At 74.8% G+C, this 16,685-nt stretch carries 15 protein-coding genes, 1 pseudogene and 1 riboswitch; of the genes and pseudogenes, 8 read left to right on the forward strand and 8 right to left on the reverse strand.

The features are described from left to right. Nucleotides 1–483: 483 nt before the first annotated feature. From ACYVPE_RS35565 to ACYVPE_RS35575, 3 genes are all read right to left on the reverse strand, one after another. Nucleotides 484–876 (reverse strand): DUF3040 domain-containing protein, encoded by a 393-nt coding sequence (locus ACYVPE_RS35565; protein WP_461037948.1) that lies wholly within the window; start codon nucleotides 874–876, stop codon nucleotides 484–486. A 205-nt stretch (nucleotides 877–1,081) separates the two neighbouring features. After that, nucleotides 1,082–1,891 carry a class I SAM-dependent methyltransferase gene (locus ACYVPE_RS35570; RefSeq protein ID WP_461037949.1) on the reverse strand — a complete coding sequence of 270 codons (810 nt, stop codon included), beginning with the start codon at nucleotides 1,889–1,891 and terminating at the stop codon, nucleotides 1,082–1,084. Nucleotides 1,892–1,963: 72 nt separating this feature from the next. Beyond that, nucleotides 1,964–2,437 (reverse strand): SAV_6107 family HEPN domain-containing protein, encoded by a 474-nt coding sequence (locus tag ACYVPE_RS35575; protein WP_461037950.1) that lies wholly within the window; start codon nucleotides 2,435–2,437, stop codon nucleotides 1,964–1,966. 178 nt (nucleotides 2,438–2,615) lie between these two features. Here ACYVPE_RS35575 and ACYVPE_RS35580 point away from each other — a divergent pair, with 178 nt between their 5' ends. Beyond that, complete coding sequence (locus tag ACYVPE_RS35580) at nucleotides 2,616–3,278, forward strand: TetR/AcrR family transcriptional regulator (RefSeq protein WP_461037951.1); 663 nt, start codon at nucleotides 2,616–2,618, stop codon at nucleotides 3,276–3,278. Nucleotides 3,279–3,518: 240 nt separating this feature from the next. Next, nucleotides 3,519–4,946, forward strand: coding sequence for a phytoene desaturase family protein (locus ACYVPE_RS35585; RefSeq protein WP_461037952.1), 1,428 nt, complete (start codon nucleotides 3,519–3,521; stop codon nucleotides 4,944–4,946). A gap of 58 nt (nucleotides 4,947–5,004) precedes the next feature. Here the strand turns inward: ACYVPE_RS35585 and ACYVPE_RS35590 are convergent, their stop codons facing one another. The 5 genes from ACYVPE_RS35590 to ACYVPE_RS35610 all read right to left on the reverse strand — a co-directional run bounded on the left by ACYVPE_RS35590 (nucleotide 5,005) and on the right by ACYVPE_RS35610 (nucleotide 9,618). Then, nucleotides 5,005–6,165 carry a hypothetical protein gene (locus ACYVPE_RS35590; protein ID WP_461037953.1) on the reverse strand — a complete coding sequence of 387 codons (1,161 nt, stop codon included), beginning with the start codon at nucleotides 6,163–6,165 and terminating at the stop codon, nucleotides 5,005–5,007. Nucleotides 6,166–6,187: 22 nt separating this feature from the next. Next, a complete protein-coding gene (gene metF / locus ACYVPE_RS35595; protein ID WP_461037954.1) occupies nucleotides 6,188–7,114 on the reverse strand; it encodes a methylenetetrahydrofolate reductase [NAD(P)H] in 927 nt (308 codons plus the stop codon). A 123-nt stretch (nucleotides 7,115–7,237) separates the two neighbouring features. After that, entirely contained in the window at nucleotides 7,238–7,924 is a 687-nt protein-coding gene (gene thiE, locus ACYVPE_RS35600) for a thiamine phosphate synthase (protein WP_461037955.1), read from the reverse strand. A 78-nt stretch (nucleotides 7,925–8,002) separates the two neighbouring features. Continuing rightward, entirely contained in the window at nucleotides 8,003–8,368 is a 366-nt protein-coding gene (locus ACYVPE_RS35605) for an Rv2175c family DNA-binding protein (RefSeq protein WP_461037956.1), read from the reverse strand. Between the two features lie 32 nt (nucleotides 8,369–8,400). Next, complete coding sequence (locus tag ACYVPE_RS35610; protein WP_461037957.1) at nucleotides 8,401–9,618, reverse strand: NAD(P)/FAD-dependent oxidoreductase; 1,218 nt, start codon at nucleotides 9,616–9,618, stop codon at nucleotides 8,401–8,403. Between the two features lie 148 nt (nucleotides 9,619–9,766). Next, nucleotides 9,767–9,878, forward strand: a riboswitch (TPP riboswitch). Here ACYVPE_RS35610 and thiO point away from each other — a divergent pair. The 6 genes and pseudogenes from thiO to ACYVPE_RS35640 all read left to right on the forward strand — a co-directional run. After that, complete coding sequence (thiO, locus tag ACYVPE_RS35615; protein ID WP_461037958.1) at nucleotides 9,874–11,034, forward strand: glycine oxidase ThiO; 1,161 nt, start codon at nucleotides 9,874–9,876, stop codon at nucleotides 11,032–11,034. (Overlaps the previous riboswitch by 5 nt.) Next, a complete protein-coding gene (gene thiS / locus ACYVPE_RS35620; protein ID WP_461037959.1) occupies nucleotides 11,031–11,246 on the forward strand; it encodes a sulfur carrier protein ThiS in 216 nt (71 codons plus the stop codon). The genes thiO and thiS overlap by 4 nt, the downstream gene beginning before the upstream one ends. 2 nt (nucleotides 11,247–11,248) lie before the next feature. After that, nucleotides 11,249–12,082: a thiazole synthase gene (locus ACYVPE_RS35625; protein WP_461037960.1), complete on the forward strand. Its 834-nt coding sequence runs from the start codon at nucleotides 11,249–11,251 to the stop codon at nucleotides 12,080–12,082. A gap of 618 nt (nucleotides 12,083–12,700) precedes the next feature. Further along, on the forward strand, nucleotides 12,701–13,882 hold the full coding sequence (locus ACYVPE_RS35630; RefSeq protein WP_461037961.1) for a DUF4190 domain-containing protein: 1,182 nt from the start codon (nucleotides 12,701–12,703) through the stop codon (nucleotides 13,880–13,882). 184 nt (nucleotides 13,883–14,066) lie between these two features. Beyond that, a complete protein-coding gene (gene pknB / locus ACYVPE_RS35635) occupies nucleotides 14,067–15,938 on the forward strand; it encodes a Stk1 family PASTA domain-containing Ser/Thr kinase (RefSeq protein WP_461037962.1) in 1,872 nt (623 codons plus the stop codon). A 406-nt stretch (nucleotides 15,939–16,344) separates the two neighbouring features. Beyond that, nucleotides 16,345–16,685, forward strand: a pseudogene (locus ACYVPE_RS35640) (hypothetical protein); the annotation flags it as partial.

Genomic DNA, 16,685 nt, shown 5'->3' on the forward strand with positions numbered 1-16,685 from the left:
CACCCCGCCCACCCACCCCTACCCGGCTACGCCGGCGACACCGGACCCACTGCGCGCGGAGCGCGAAGCGGGCGAGCTGCGCCTGCCCGCCGGCACCTGGAACGCCGGACCCCGTGCTAAGCGCGGAGCCGGCAGCGTCGCCGGAGGTGGCGAACGCGCTTCGTGGCGGCCCGGCGGGGGCACGGGGCCCCCTCGCCGCAGCGCGCGGACGTCAGGCGCCGGAGGGGGAGCCGAAGGCGTCTCCCCCGACCGCCGCCCCCGCCAGGGGCGGGCTGCGCCCGCCCGCCGGCGTCAGCCGCGCCGATAGGCGCCGTGTTCCGCGCTCCGCGCGGGGCCCGGGCGGGGGGAAGGGCGGGTGGGTGGGGGGAAATCCCCCTGCGGGCCGGGAATGGCGATGAGGCCGGCTCGGGGATTCGAGGCGGCCTCATCGGGAGGGTCGGAGGGCCGGGCCCAGAGGGCCGCGGCCGGAAAGGGAGGAGGTGGTTATTCGTCGCGCTCTTCGCGGCGCCGTTGCCACCGGTCCTCGATACGGTTCATCATCGAGCGCCGTGGGCGCGGGCCCGTGGGGCCGCTGGTGCGGCGGCCGCGGGGCTCGCCCTGTGGTGGCGGTGTCCGGCGCCAGCCGGTGACGGCCACCACGGCGCAGCCGAGCATGATCAGGAAGCCCACGACGCTGAGCCAGATGAGCTGCGCGACCATGCCTCCCATGAGGAGGCCGATGCCGACCAGGAACCCGGCGATCGCTTGGTAAACCCGCTTGCGGGTGTACGTGCGCAGCTCATTTCCCTCGAGCGAGCTCGCGAATTTGGGATCTTCGGCGTACAGCGCTCGCTCCATTTGTTCGAGCATGCGCTGCTCGTGGTCCGAGAGCGGCACGGAGTCCTCCTACTCGTCGGTCGCGGTGGCGACCGGATCCGACCTTTCAAGGATAGGCAGGGAAGTCTCCCTGTGAAACCCACCCCTGTACGCCATTTTCGCCCGCCATGCGCAGTCCGCCGGACCCTATGGGGGTGGACAAGTCATTCCCCCAGCGGCTCCGGGTCATGCCGGAGGGCTTACCTCGATGATACGAGGAGTCCGACTATCGTTCGCCCGATGGAGTGGTGGTTCGCTCGGCGAGTACGTGCAGGCGACCGGCGATGGCCTGGAAGGCCGGCAGGGCGGCGGCCTCCGTCTCCAACCTGGCCAGCGCGCTGAGCGCGTCCGGCTCGGTGTCGACCAGCGCGCCGGGGACCAGGTCCGCGAAGATCCGCGCCCCGTGCACCTGGCCGGGGCGAAGCCCGGCGTCGGCGATCAACGCCCGCAGCCCGTCCACGGTGAAGCGGTGCGGCACCGGGTCGGCGTCCCCCCAACGCCCCGACGGGTCGCCCAGGGCGTGGCTGGCCTCGGAGAAGCGGCCGGCGAGGGCGCGCGAGAGCACGGCGCCGCCCACCCCTGCGGTGAGCACGCTCAGCGTGCCGCCCCCGGGCCGCAGCGCGCCGGCGACGGCGCGCAGCCCGGCCGCCGGGTCGTCCACGTACTCCAGGACCCCGTGACACAGCACCAGGTCGAACGCGCCGCGCTCGACGACGTCGAGCAGGTCGTGGGTGTCGCCCTGGACACCCCGCACGCGGTCGGCCACCCCCTGCTCGGCGGCCCGCCGCTCCAGCGCGAACAGCGCGTCGGGGCTGGGGTCGACCACGGTGACCCGGTGGCCGAGCCCGGCCACCGGCACGGCGAAACTCCCACTGCCCCCGCCGGTGTCCAGCACGTCGAGCGCCGAGCGCTCGGTGGCGGCCGCGCGGGTACGCAGCGCCTCGCGCAGCACGTCCCACACGACTCCGGTGCGCAGCGCGGCATGCGTTCCCGCGGCCGGGCCGCCCGCGTCGCGAACCCTCGACTCTGACGGCATTCCTGCTGCTCCTTGCTGAGGTGCGTGGGGTGAGATTCGGCCGATTCGGCCGCGCCACCGTATGCGGCAAGACTACTTCGGCACGGCACCGCCGGGATCACCGAAGTCGGCCCGCAGCACCGGCTGGCGCAACAGCATCTCCTCCACCAGGCGGAGGAAGAAGCCGGCGGCGCGCCGCAACTCGGTGGCGTCCATCTCGCTCGCGAGACCGCGCATGCCGGCCTCTATCCGCTGCCGCCGCACGGCGCTCGCCGCGAACAGCAGGCTCCACTCGGCGAGCTCCGGCGCTATCTCGGGCAGCACCTCCCAGACGCTGCGGATGCGGCTTCTGGCCCGGGGCGTCGCCTCGGGGCGGCCGCGCACCGCGAGCACGGCGGCCGCCGTGCGGAGCGCCGCGAGGTGCGCGGCCACGAAGGCCTCGCCCGGGTCGGCGTGGTCCGCGGCCTCCGTGAGCCCGCGCTCCGCCTGGCCCAGCAGATCGAGCGCGGCCGGCGGGGCCGACGCGCGGCGCGACACGGGGTGCACATCGGTCGGAAGTCCGGTCATGACGAGCCTCCAGTCCGTCGTCATCCAGCGCTCACGCGCGGTCGTTGCCCCCGAAAGGGGCGCAGAGTCCGCACAGTCTGCGCATCTGGGCACATGGTGACGGATGGCACTGACAATTCCCGGCCGGTCATTGCCGCTTGCGGCAATACCGCGTTCGCGCCAGGTAGAGAATCGGCCCATGACAAGGACGAGCACCCGTCGTGGTGCGACCCGGCTGAGGCTCTACGAGGCCGCGGTCACCCTCATCGCGGAACAGGGCTTCTCCTCCACCACGGTGGAGCAGATCGCCGAGCGGGCCGGGGTGGCCAAGGGGACCGTCTACTACAACTTCGCCAGCAAGACCGAGCTGTTCGAGGGGCTGCTGCGGCACGGGGTCGGCCCGTTGACGGTGGCGCTGCGCGAGGCGGCGCACGGGTCCGCGGCGCGCGGCGGGGACACGGTCGACGCGCTGGACGCGATGGCCGGCGCCGGGCTCGACTTCATCATCGGGAACCCGGACTTCACCCGGCTGCTGGTGGCCGAACAGTGGCGCACCAACCGCAGTTGGCACGCGACGCTGCTCGACGTCCGCCGGCAGCTGGCCGGGGTCGTCGAGGAGGTGCTCCAGGAGGGCGTCAAGCGGGGCGAGTTGCGCGAGGACCTGGACGTCCAGCTGATCGCCGGGGCGATGGTGGGGATGGTCGTGGTGGCCGCGCTCGACTGGCAGACCTTCCACGCGGAGCGCCCGCCCGGCGAGGTCGGGACGGCGATCTCGCAGTTGCTGCGGGGCGGTCTTGCCGCGGGCGGGCAGGTGGAGCCCCATCCGCCGGCTGGTGCCGGCAGGTCCCCTCACCCGGGCTGACGTGCCCGGGGATGGCTCCACCCCCCGCCACGGCCCGACCACGTCCGATCCGCCGCCCCGTGACGGCGGTTCGGACGTCGGGTCGCCGACTGGTCGGGTCGACGGGGTTCACCCTTCCTTGCGTGGTGCCTCCGCCCCATCCGTTTCGCTACTCAGGCGGATACTCATCAGGTACCCAGTCCGCGCCTGGTGGGGTACCGATCGGTGGGCCCGTCGCCGGCCCGGGTAACGTGCTGGTCCATGGCTCGGATCGTGGTGGTGGGCGCCGGTATGGGCGCCATGGCCGCCGCCGCCCGGCTGGCCACGGCCGGCCACCGGGTGACGGTGGTGGAGCGTGGCCGGACGTACGGCGGCGCGGTCGGTCGTTTCGCGCGGGACGGGTTCGCCTTCGACACCGGGCCCGCGCTGCTGCATCTGCCGGCCGTGTGGCGGGATCTGTTCATCAAGACGGGGAAGCGCGAACTCGGCGAGTGCGTCCCGGTGAACCGGGTGGACCCGGGCGTCGAGCACCGGTTCGCGGACGGCGTGTCCGTGCGGCTGCCGGCGGCGCTCGGCGGCGCCCAGCAGGCCCTGGACGAGGCGTTCGGCGCCGGCGCGGGGGAACGCTGGTCGGCGCTGCTGCGGAACGCCAGGCAGGTGTGGGAGTCCACCAGGCGGCCGCTGGTCGAGGAGCCGCTGACGGCGCCCGAGCAGCGCGCCGCCCTCGCCGACGACCCCTATCCGCATCCGGCGCGGCGCGGCCTGCTGCGCCGCCGGGTGCCCGGCACGCTGGCCGAGCTGGCCGCCGCCGAACTGCGCGATCCCCGGCTGGCGGCGCTGCTGACCGGCACGGCGTGGGAGTACGGGGTGGATCCGGCGCTCGCGCCGCCGGGCGCGGCGGTGTTGGCGTACGTGGAGCGGAGCTTCGGCAGCTGGTATCCGGCGGGCGGGCTGCGGGCGCTGGCCGACGCGGTCCACGAGCGGTGCCGCGAACGGCGCGTGGAGTTCGTCTTCGACACGGAGGTCACCGGGATCCTGGCCGGGGACGGCCGGGCCGGTGGCGTCGAGACGGCGGACGGCGGCACGCTCCCGGCGGACAAGGTGGTGTGGGGCGCGCCTGGCCTCGGCGCCGTGGCGCCGCACGCCACGGGCCGGCTCACGGTGCTGCTCGCGCTGCGCGGTGCGCGGCCGGCCGGCACGGCGCACCGCACCCTGGTGCATCCGGCGGGGCTCGACGGGCCGCCGGTGCGGGTGGCGCGCCCTGACGACCCGGCGCTGCGTCCCGACGCGGCGCACGAGACGGCGGTGCTGTCCGCGCCGGCGCCGCCGCAGGGGGCGGGTGGCGTGGACTGGGACGCGCCAGGCGTCGCGGACCTGGCGGCCGACCGGCTGCTGGCGACGGTCGAGGCGGCGGGCCTCGACCTGGCCGGGCGGGTGCTGTGGCGGGAGGTCAGGACGCCGGCCGACGTGGCGCGGGAGACCGGGTCGCCCGGCGGGGTGGTGCCGGCGCCGGCGCTCGCCGGGGCGGGCGGCGACTTCCTGGCCGCGGCCAACGCCGGCCGGCTGCCAGGGGCTTACCGGGTGGGCGGTCTCGCCCACCCGGGCGGCGGGCTGGCCCACGCGGGGATGTCGGGCACGCTGGCCGCCGGGTTGATCGTCGAGGGCCCGAACTGGCGCGGTTCCTACTAGGACTTGGGCCGGCCAGTGCCTGAGCCGGCCAGAACCTGGGCCGGCCGGGGCGCCGCCCTCAGTAGCGCTGGTCGTTGTTGTAGTAGTAGCCCTGCTGCGGCTGGCCGTTGGCGTCGTAGCCGTCCTGCTGCGGGTAGCCGCCGGGCTGCTGCTGTTGTTGCTGTTGCTGTTGCTGCTGGGCCTGGTAGTCGTAGCCGGCGTCGGCGGGGTTGCCCGCCTCGCGCTGCTGGGGGACCCAGACCCCGCCGGGCGGGGTCTCCTGGTAGTAGGACTGGCCGTCGGACCACTGGCCGGCGCTCGGGTCGGCGGCGTAGCCGGTGGTGTAGGTGGTCGGGTAGCCGTCGGCCTGGCCGGGCGGCTGGCCGTCGGTGGCGGGGAACGCCTGGGTGGCGGCGTAGTCGGCGTAGGGGTCGGCCGAGCCCTGGCCGCCCTGTCCTTCGGAGCCGGCTCCCTGGTAGGCGCCGCCGGGGTAGGCCGAGTAGGTCTCGGTGGCGTCCTGGCCGCCGTAGGTGGTGGCGTACGGCTGCTCGGCCTGGAGATAGCCGACGCCGTCGCCTGTGGTGCCGTAGCCCTGCTGCTGGTACGGGTCCTGGTAGCCGTCGCCGTATCCGGAGCCGGCCTGCTGGCCGCCCTGCGCGGCGTATATCTCGTCGCCGAACCCGCCGGCGCCGCCGGTGCCCAGTGGGTCGCCCTGGCCGGCGCCGACCCCCACGGCCGGGTCGCCGCCGTACGAGCCCGGGTAGGCGTCCTGGTAGGGCTGCTCGGCCGGCTCACCCGACAGGGCGGAGGCGCCTTCCGACGCGTAGCCGCCCTCGTAGTCGCCAGGACCGGCCTCGATCACCCGCACGCCGTCCACCGGGGTGTCGGCGGGCGGCAGTTGGGCCGGCATGGGCGGTTCCGGCAGCGGGTCCATCGGCTGCATCTCGCCCGGCCCCAGCTCGCGGCGCCGCCGGCTGCTGCCGGGGCCGCCGCCGAGCGCCCAGCCGGTGGAGAACCCGCGGCGGAAGGACAGGGTGACGAAGGTCTGCCCGGTGGCGAAGGCGAGGGTGCCGAGCGCGATCACGGGCACCGAGGGCATCAACACGCCGATCACGACGAGCAGGAAGCCGAAGAAGGCCACCAACCGCCAGCGCAGCCGCGCCTTGTACTGGAGAAGGACCTCGCCGAGCAGCCAGAGGGCGACGACTCCGAATGCGATGTAGAGGACCGCCCAGCCCATGTACGCCCCTTCTGGCAGGCCTCTAGGTCCGCTGGTGCAGACCCAGGTTCTTGTAGACGTCGAGCGTCGCCGTCGAGTGCAGTGTGGTGTTCAGCGTGACGAAGTGCAGCCCAGGGATGTCCTCGTCCATCAGCCTCGCACACAACTCCGTGGCGAAATCGATCCCGACCGAGCGTACAGCCATCGGATCATCCTTGACCGCGAGGATGGCTCTTTCCAGTTCCGGCGGGAACGAGCTGTTGCTCAGCTGCTTGAAGCGTTCGATCTGGCGGACGTTGGCGATCGGCATGATCTCGGGAATGATCGGAACGTCGCAGCCTGCGGCGGCGACCCGGTCGCGGAGCCGGAGGTAGTGCTCCGGGTGGAAGAACATCTGGGTGATCGCGAAGTCGGCGCCCGCCCGGCACTTGGCGACGAAGTGCCGAATGTCACTCTCCCAGTCGGTGGAGCGCGGGTGCATCTCGGGGAAGGCGGCGACGCCGACGCAGAAGTCCCCCGACTCCTTGATCAGGCTGACCAGTTCGGCCGCGTAGGCCACGCCCTCCGGGTGCTGACGCCACTCCCCCATCGGGTCGCCCGGCGGGTCGCCGCGCAGCGCCAGCATGTTGCGGATGCCGGCGCCCGCGTACTGGCCGACGATGTTGCGCAGCTCGGCGATGGAGTGGTCGACGGCGGTGAGGTGGGCGACCGGGGTGAGGGTGGTCTCGGTGGCGATCCGCTCGGTGGCCAGCACGGTGCGCTCGCGGGAGCTGCCGCCGGCTCCGTAGGTGACGGACACGAAGGTGGGCCCGACGGCCTCGACCCGGCGGATCGCGTTCCACAGGGTCCGCTCACCGGCCTCGGTCCTGGGCGGGGTGAACTCGAAGGAGAACGACCGCTCACCGGCGGAGAGCAGGTCACGGACGGTCTCCGCACGATGCGTCATCGTGCTGGGGATGCCAAGGGCCATGCTGGCAGGCTACCCAGCGGCCCACCGATCGACAGCCCCGTGTCCGGAACGCGGACGCGGACCGGGACGTGGACGGGGACCGGGACGTGGACGCGTGGGGCGCCCACGCCGGCGCGGGCCATCCTAGCCGCGCTCCCTGAGCCGGCGGGCCAGTGCGGTGGCGGCCTCTGCGGGGTCGGCGGCCTCGGTGAGGGCGCGGACCACGACGACCCGGCGGGCGCCCGCGTCGAGCACCTGGTCGAGGGTGGTGGCGTCGATGCCGCCGATGGCGAACCAGGGCTTGGCGCCGGCCCTGGCCGCCGCGTACTCGACGAGCGGCAGCCCGGGGGCGGCCCGCCCCGGCTTGGTGGGCGTGGGCCAGCAGGGGCCGGTGCAGAAGTAGCCGACGGCCGGGTCGGCGAGCGCCGCGTCCACCTGGTCAGGGGCGTGCGTGGAGCGGCCGACGAGGACGCCGGCGCCGAGGACGGCGCGGGCCGCCGCCACCGGCAGGTCGCCCTGGCCCAGGTGCAGCACGTCGGAGCCGGCCGCGTGGGCCACGTCGGCCCGGTCGTTGACGGCGAGCAGCCGGCCGTGCCGCCGGCAGGCGTCGGCCAGCACGGCCAGCAGCTCGAGCTCCTCGGCCGCCTCCAGGCTCTTGTCCCGCAGCTGCACGATGTCCACGCCGCCGGCGAGCACGGCGTCCAGGAACCGCGGCAGGTCGCCCTGCCGCTTCCTGGCGTCCGTGCACAGGTAGAGCCGGGCGTCGGCGAGCGCTTCGGCCCTGGCCGTGGCATCGGTCGTACCGGCGGTCGGGCCGTCCGTCCGGGTCATCCGGGATCCCCCTGGGTCGTGGTCGTGGTCGTGGTCGTGGCGGGCGGGCCGGGGGGGGGGCCGCCCGCCGGCCGATCGTCACACGGCGAGCGCCTGCGCCCGGCGCTTCACCTCGGTCCCCCGATTGTTGCGCAGGGCATCCGCCGGGGTACCGGGCAGGCTGTCGTCCGGCGTGAAGAGCCATTCCAGCATCTCGGCGTCGGAGAAGCCGTCGTCGCGGAGCAGCGTGAGGGTGCCGCCCAGGCCCTTGATGATCTTTCCGTCGCCGATGAAGGCGGCTGGCACCTGGAGAACCCGGTTCTCGCCCCGGCGCACGGCGATCAGCTGGCCCTCCTTGACCAGCTGCCGGACGCGGGTCACCTCCACGTCGAGTTCCTCGGCGATGTCGGGAAGGGTGAGCCAGTCGGGGACGAGAGCGTCGATCTTCGCATCAATCTCGGTCACCCCTCCAGCGTGCCATCCCGCACCGACAGCCGTCAGCGCACGGCGGCCTTCAGTGGTACGGACGGGTCGGCTAGCAGCCGCGCGTCGACCGGGGTGCCGCGCTCGATCAGCCGCCGGCCCTGGGTGAGGTCGCGCGGCTGGTCCACGGCGAGCACGGCGGTCAGCGCGTCCCCGGGGCCCAGCCAGCAAACGGACCAGGGCCCGTCGCCCGCCGGGTCGCCCCGGGTGATCGGCGTCTCGTCGTCGCCACGCCGGCCGACGTACTGCACGTGGCGGCCGAACTGCTCGGACCAGAAGTACGGCACCGGGTCGTGGACGGCCGCCCGGCCCAGGATGCCGGCGGCCACGGTGGCCGGTCCGCGCAGCGCGTTGTCCCAGTGGTGGACGAGCAGGCGCCGGCCGTAGCGGGCCGAGGGGTAGGAGGCGCAGTCGCCGACCGCGTAGACGTCGGGGGCGCTGGTGCGCAGGCCGGCGTCGGCGCGCACCGACCCGTCGTCCGCCAGCGCGACCCCGGTGCCGGCCAGCCAGCCGGTGGCCGGCCGCGAGCCGACGCCGACCAGCACCGCGTCGGCGCCGAGCACCGTGCCGTCCGCGAGCTCCACCTCGCCCGACCTGACGGCCGTCACCCGCTGCCCGGTGCGCAGCTCGGCGCCGGCCGCCGCGTACCAGCGGCGCATTGGCTCGGTGATCTCCGGCGGCAGCGCGCCGGGCAGCGGGTGGTGGGCGGCCTCGACGACGGTGACGTGGCAGCCGGCCGCGGCGGCGGCCGTGGCGACCTCGGCGCCGAGCCAGCCGGCGCCGGCCGCCACCACGCTGCCGCGGGCGGCCAGCACGGGCCGCAGGGCGCGGGCGTCGTCCAGGATGCCGAGCAGGTGGACGCCCGGCACGTCGCGGGTGCCCGGCAGGGTGACGGCCTCGGCGCCGGTGGCCAGCACCAGGTGGTCGTAGTCGAGCGGCCCGGCGTCGGTGTCCAGCCGCCGGCGGTCGGTGTCGATGCCGGTGGCGGCGCGGCCGAGCAGCGGTTCGACGCCGAGATCGGCGAAGTCCACGCCGAGCGCGGCCGCGTCGAGCGACGCCTCGTCGTCCGGGGCGAGCAGCGCGGCCTTGGACAACGGCGGCCGGTCGTAGGGCCGGTGCGGCTCGGCGCCGAGCAGGGCGACGGCGCCGTCCCAGCCCTGCCCCCGCAGCTCCACCACGGTCTGCACGCCGGCCAGGCCGGCTCCCACCACCACGACACGTCGCTCGCTCACGCCGGCAAGCCTACGAGGACCGCGCCCACCGTTCCGGCCGGTGGGGGCCTGGTACGAGGGCGTGGCCGCGGAGTCTCGTCGGATCAGCCCTTGGCTCCCCCGGGCCCGGCGGGACTTCGCGGCCATGCCCTAGGCTTGCGGGCGAGCAAACCGCACCCACGGGAGCCCGGCGGACCGGGCTGAGAGGGAGGCTGTCCGGCCTCCGACCGTATGAACCTGATCCGGGTCATGCCGGCGAAGGGAGGAGGCAGGCGCATGGGCGTGCGTACCGACGTGTTGGTGATCGGGGGCGGCGTCATCGGTCTGGTCACGGCCTGGCGGGCCGCCCAGCGGGGGCTGCGGACGGCGGTGGCCGATCCGGCCCCCGGCCGCGGCGCCGCGCGGGTGGCCGCCGGCATGCTGGCCGCCGTCACCGAGCTGCATCACGGTGAGGAGACGCTGCTCGACCTCAACCTGGCGTCCGCGGCGCGCTATCCGGCGTTCGCCGCCGAGTTGGCCGAGGCCGCCGGGGCCGACGTCGGCTACCGGGCCTGCGGCACGCTCCAGGTGGCGCTGGACGCCGACGACCGGGCCGAGCTGCGGGAGATCGAGCTGTTGCGGCGGCGCTGCGGCCTGGAGGCGAGTTGGCTGACGGGCCGCGAGTGCCGGCGGCTCGAACCGATGCTGGCGCCCGGGGTGCGCGGCGGGCTGCGGGTCGACGGCGACCACCAGACCGATCCGCGCCGGCTGACGGCCGCGCTGCTGACCGCCTGCGAACGCGCCGGGGTGACGTTCCACCGGGACGAGGCGCGGGAGTTGACGGTCGCCGGTGACCGGGCCACCGGGGTGGTGCTGGCCGACGGCACCCGGCTGGCGGCCGGGCAGTCGGTGTTGGCCGCCGGCTGCCGCAGCGGCGGCCTGGCCGGGCTGCCACCCGAGGTCGCGGTGCCGGTGCGGCCGGTCAAGGGCCAGGTGCTGCGGCTCCGGATCCCGCCCGGCTACGCGCCGTTCCTCTCCCGCACGGTGCGGGCGGTGGTGCGCGGCGGCCAGGTGTACCTGGTGCCGAGGCTGAGCGGCGAGCTGGTGGTCGGGGCGACGTCCGAGGAGCTCGGCTGGGACACCACCGTCACGGCCGGCGGCGTCTACCAGCTGCTGCGGGACGCCCACGAGCTGGTGCCCGGCATCACCGAACTGCCGCTGGTGGAGACGCTGGCCGGACTGCGGCCCGCCACCCCGGACAACGCCCCGCTACTCGGCCCGAGCGGCCTCGACGGGCTGCACCTGGCCACCGGCCACGGCCGCAACGGGGTGTTGCTGGCCCCGATCACCGGCGCGGCGCTCGCCGAGGCGCTGACCACCGGCGAACTGCCGGACTACGCACGCCCGTTCCACGCCCGCCGGTTCGCCACGACCGAGAACAGGGAGGTGCCGGCGTGAGCGCCGAGCAGGTACGGGTCACGGTGAACGGCGTGGGCCGGCCGGTGCCGGCCGGCACCACGCTCGCGGTGCTGGTGGCCGAGCTGAGCGCGGCGCCGAGCGGCATCGCCGCCGCCGTCAACGAGACCGTGATCCCGCGCGGGCAGTGGGCGGCCACCGAGCTGGCCGCCGGCGACCGCGTCGAGGTGCTGACCGCCGTCCAGGGAGGCTGACCGTGTCCGAAACGCCCGTACCGACCACCCCGGCCGAGAACCCGGATCCGCTGGTCCTCGGCGAACTGCGGCTCACCTCGCGACTGATCATGGGCACCGGCGGCGCGCCAAGCCTGGCGGTGCTGCGCGACGCGCTCGCCGCGTCGGGCACCGAGCTGACCACCGTGGCCATGCGGCGCCTCGCCCCCGGGGTGCGCGGCTCCGTGCTCTCGGTCCTCGACGAGCTCGGCATCCGGCCGCTGCCGAACACCGCCGGCTGCCACACGGCGGGAGAGGCGGTGCTCACCGCGCGCCTGGCCCGCGAGGCGCTCGGCACCGGCCTGATCAAGCTGGAGGTCATCGCCGACGAGCGCACCCTGCTGCCGGACCCGGTGGGCACCCTTGAGGCGGCCGAGACGCTGGTGGACGACGGCTTCACGGTGCTCCCCTACACCAACGACGACCCGGTGCTCGCGCGCCGCCTCGAGGAGGCGGGCTGCGCGGCCGTCATGCCGCTCGGCTCGCCGATCGGCTCCGGCCTCGGCATCCGCAATCCGCACAACTTCCAGCTGATCACGGAGCGGGCCGGCGTCCCGGTGATCCTGGACGCGGGCGCCGGCACCGCGTCGGACGCGGCCCTCGCGATGGAACTCGGCTGCGCCGGCGTGATGCTGGCCTCGGCGGTCACCAGGGCCCGCCGCCCGGTGGCGATGGCCGAGGCGATGCGGCACGGCGTGACCGCCGGCCGCCTCGCCTTCCTGGCGGGCCGGATCCCCCGCCGCCACTTCGCGGAGGCGTCGTCCCCGATGGACGGCCTCGCGGCCCTCGACCCGGAACGACCAGCTTTCACGAACTGACCATAAGTCGTACTGATATACGATCCACGAGCGTCACCACCGACGCCGGCCCCGCGGGCCGAGGGGGAGCTCTCAGCAACGTTCTCGTGGGGGGAATCCATGTCAGTTCCGCCGGTTCCGCCTGGCGGCGTGCCGATTCCGCCTGGCGGCGCGCAACCAGGATCGACAGGCGCCGAGCCGGTTCCGCCCGGTGGCGCGCAACCGGCGTCGCCGGACGCCGGGGCGCCGGAGGCGCCCGGCGGCGACGTGGAATCGGAAGCGGGTCAGGCCGCCGCGGCGGCACCTGGTGGCGCCTGGCCGGCGAGCGGCGGGCCGCCGGCCCCGGCATCCGGCGACGAGCCGGCCCTCGGTCCCAGGGACGGCGAGGCAGGGCCGGCCGGGGCGCCCCACGGTGACGTGCCGGACCTGGTCTCGGCGCCGCGCGGCGCCCGGCCCGCCAGCGGCGGCGGCCCACCCGTTCCGGTGCCAGCCACCGCGGGGGCCACGGACGGCGCCCCACCCACGACCGACAACGACACGGCACCGACGCGGGAAGTCCGATCCACCGGCGTCGCCGTGGCGGCGCCCGGCGCCGCCCCCGCAGGGGCTCCGGCCCACTGGCCGGGGCCCGCAGGGCCCGTGGCACAACCGCCGGTCGGCGACTGGCCGGCGCCGGGGCCGGCCTACTGGCCGGCGCCCGGCTACGCCGCGCACCCGGGGGGCGTCGGCGGGCCGGTGGTGGGGCGCCGCCCCTGGGAGCGGATGGCCGTCACCGCGTTGGTGTTCGCGTTCGGGTTCTTTCCCGTCGGGTTGGTCCTCGGCATCGTGGCGCTGGCCCGCGTCTCCGTGTCGGGCCAGCGCGGGCGGGGGCTCGCGGTCGGCGCGATCGCGGTGGCCGGGGTGCAGATCCTCGCGCTCGCCGCGTTCGTCCCGTACACCGTGCTCGACGAGGACCCCAGGGGCGACCGGGCCTCGGTCGCCCCGGCGCGCCCGGAGAGCACCGACCCGGAGTCGGGAGACGACGGGACCGGCGGAACAGGCGGGACCGGCGGAGCCACCGGCACGGAGATCTCCATCTTCGAGCTGACGGCCGGCGACTGCTTCTCCACCGACGTCGGCGGCGGCGAGTCGGAGGAGGACGCCTCCGTCTCCTCCGTCACGCTGCTGGCCTGCGTGGACCCGCACGAGGCCGAGGCGTACGCCACGTTCGACGTCGACGCGTACGACGACTTCGGCGCCGACCACCCGGGCGACGAGGCGATGTTCCGCGTCGCCGACGCGGGGTGCGCGGAGGCGCTCCCCTCCTACGTGCTGGACGTCTGGGACATCCCGGCGGACGTCAGCTGGTCCTACTACTACCCGGACGAGGCCGGCTGGGAGTACGGCGACCGCGAGGTGCTGTGCTTCCTCGTCAGCCTGAACGGCGGGGAGCTGACCGGTGGTTCGCTGCGCGGCAGGGCAGACGAGGTGAGCCCGCGGGCGCTCCGGTACCTGGAGGTCACCGCGCCCGTGGACGCGTTGATCACCCGCGAGCCGCTGCCGGAGGATCCGGTGGCCACCCGCGCCGAGTGGGCGGGGGAGATGGCCGACGCCGTGGCGCGCGAGGCCGAGGCGCTGACGGAGGTGGCCTGGTACGGCGAGTTGGCGCGGCTGGTCGACGAGCTGGTGGCGGCCAGGCAGGACAGCCTGGAGCAGTGGCGGGCGGCGGCGGAGGCGACGACGGCCGCCGGCGTCGACGAGCTGATCGAGTCCGGTTACGCGACCCTCGGTACCGACATCGAGTACGAGATCCGCGCGTTGCTGGACCTGACCGTGATCTGACCTCCGCCGCGCCGCCGCGTTCGGTCACTGTTCGGCTGCAGTACCGCCCCGACCTCGTCGTGAACCGTCGGGGCGTTCCGACCGGCTCGTAAACTGACCCACCGTGGACACCCTTCAGGACCCGCTGATCGGGCATGAACTTGACGGCCGTTACCGCGTGGTCGAGCGGATCGCGGTCGGCGGCATGGCCACGGTCTACCGGGCCGTGGACACCCGGCTCGACCGGGTGCTCGCGCTGAAGGTGATGCACCCGGCGCTCGCCGGGGACGCCGCGTTCACCGACCGGTTCATCCGCGAGGCCAGGTCCGTCGCCCGCCTCGACCACCCCAACGTGGTGGGCGTGCTCGACCAGGGCACCGAGGGACCCTACGTCTATCTGGCGATGGAGTACGTCGCCGGCTGCACCCTGCGGGACGTGCTGCGCGACCGCGGGGCGCTCCAGCCGCGGGCCGCCCTGGACGTGGTCGAGCCGATGCTCGCCGGCCTGGCGGCCGCGCACCGGGCCGGTCTCGTGCACCGGGACGTCAAGCCGGAGAACGTGCTGATCGGCGACGACGGCCGGGTGAAGGTGGCCGACTTCGGCCTGGTGCGCGGTGCCGAGGGGCCCACCTCGGCCTCCACGGGGTCGCTGCTCGGCACCGTCTCCTATCTGGCGCCCGAGCAGATCGAGAGCGGCACGGTCGATCCGAGGACCGACGTGTACGCCTGCGGGGTGCTGCTCTACGAGCTGCTGACCGGGGCCAAGCCGCACACCGGCGACTCGCCGGCCCAGGTGCTGTTCCGGCACGTGAACCACGACGTGCCGGCCCCTTCTGAGGCGGTGCCGGGGCTGCCTGCGGCGCTCGACGACCTGGTGGCCAGGGCCACCTCGCGCGATCCTGAGGGCCGCCCGGCGGACGCGGCGGCGCTGCTCGGCCTGGTCAGGGCGGCCAGGGGCGGGCTGAGCGACGAGCAGCTCGACGCGGAGCCCACGGTGGAGCTGCGGCCGGTCGCGTCGGCGGCTGCCACCGGTGAGGTGGGATCCGAGGACCGGACCAGGATCGTGCCGCTGCCGCCCGGGGTGCGGGCCAGCGCACCCGACGGTCACGGCGCGGGCGGGGACGGCGTCTCCCACACCGCCAGGATCGATCTGCCGCCGCTGCCGCCCGTGGACCCGCCGGTGGTGGGCCGGGCCCGCCGGCTGTCGCGCCGCGGCGTGGTGAGCCTGGTGGTGGGCGCGCTGCTGGCGCTGGGCGTCGGGGTGGGCGTCTGGTACGTCAACGCGGGCCAGTTCCTGCGGACGCCCGGGGTGCTCGGTCTCAGCCAGGAGGAGGCCGAGACGGAGCTGCGGGAGGCCGGGCTCGACGTGCGGGTGGCGGAGGACTTCTCCGACACCGTGGAGGCGGGTCTCGTCATCTCGTCGGACCCGGAGCGTGGGGACCGGGTGCGGCGCAACGACACGGTCACCATCACCGTCTCGCAGGGCCCGCCGGTCACCGTGGTGCCGAACCTGCGGGGCATCCCGTTGGAGGAGGCGCGGGACCAGCTGGCCGAGGCCCAGCTGACGGTGGGCGAGGTGGAGGAGCGGTTCTCCGCCGAGGTGGAGCGCGGCGCGGTGATCGAGACCGATCCGGGCTCCGGCACCGAGCGGCGCCCCGACACGCCGGTGGACCTGGTGGTGAGCCGGGGCGAGGAGGTCCCGGTGCCTGACGTGGTGGGGCTGTCGGAGAGCACCGCGCGGCAGCGTCTTGAAGCGGCGGGCTTCGAGATCGAGATCGCGCCCGAGCGGGTGTTCTCCGAGGAGGAGGCCGGCACGGTCGCCGCCCAGGACCCGCGGGCCGGCCGGTCGGCGGCGGAGGGCGACACCATCACCCTCGCCATCTCCAAGGGCCCCGAGATGATCGTGGTGCCCGACGTGCGCGGCATGGGCGAGGACGAGGCCAGGGACGCGCTGGAGGAGGCCGGGTTCGAGGTGAACGTCAATCGGGTGTTCTTCACCGGCACGGTCTTCAACCAGTCGGTGCACAGCGGTGACAGCGCGCCGCGTGGCGCGACCATCACCATCTGGGTGCGCTGAGGCACCCCACGTTCACGTGGCGTTCGATGCCCGCCGGACAACGGCGGGCATCAGTCATAAAATCCCACCAAATCCGGGCATCCTTCTCCTTATTCCTCTTTGCCGCAGCGAAATTCCGGCATTCGTGTGATGCCGATCACAGGAGCTGCATCACATACGAAGCCCCCTAGTGGTATCCCCTGAGGCCGAATCCCCTGGCGCCGCCCGAGTGCCGGGGTTCCGCCATTTCCGCGAAACACTAATGCAAGTAGTACTGGCGGTCATTGCATTCGCTTTTTAAAGGCTGTTAACAAGTTCCTCGCAATCCCTGCGATCGCCCGCGATCCCCACGCGAGAGAACGAGGTCCCCGCAATGCCCGCTCCGACCACCGGTTCCACTCCCGGCGTCAAGACCCGGATGACCCGATTGCAGAGAACCACCGCCGTCGCGCTGGCCACCTGTGGCGCGGCGGCCATCGCGCTCACCGTGGTGCCCGCCTCGGCGGACGCCACCGAGCCGCAGAGCCTGGGCTGGAACGTGCGCGCCGGCGACGTGCCGGGGCAGCGGGCCGACTCGGCCGCCCAGCCGGGGCAGAACGCCCACAAGGAGGCCCAGGCCCGCGCCGAGGCCGTGCGCACCGAGCTGGCCGAGCGCCGGGCCGACAGCGAGCGGGTCGCCGTGGTGCACGCCGCCTACGCGGCCGCCGCCGAGCCGCAGGCCCAGGAGGCGGTCGCGCAGGCCGACCCGGTGGCCGCCGAGGCCCGCGC

It is taken from the genome of Streptomyces mayteni, from assembly GCF_054783955.1.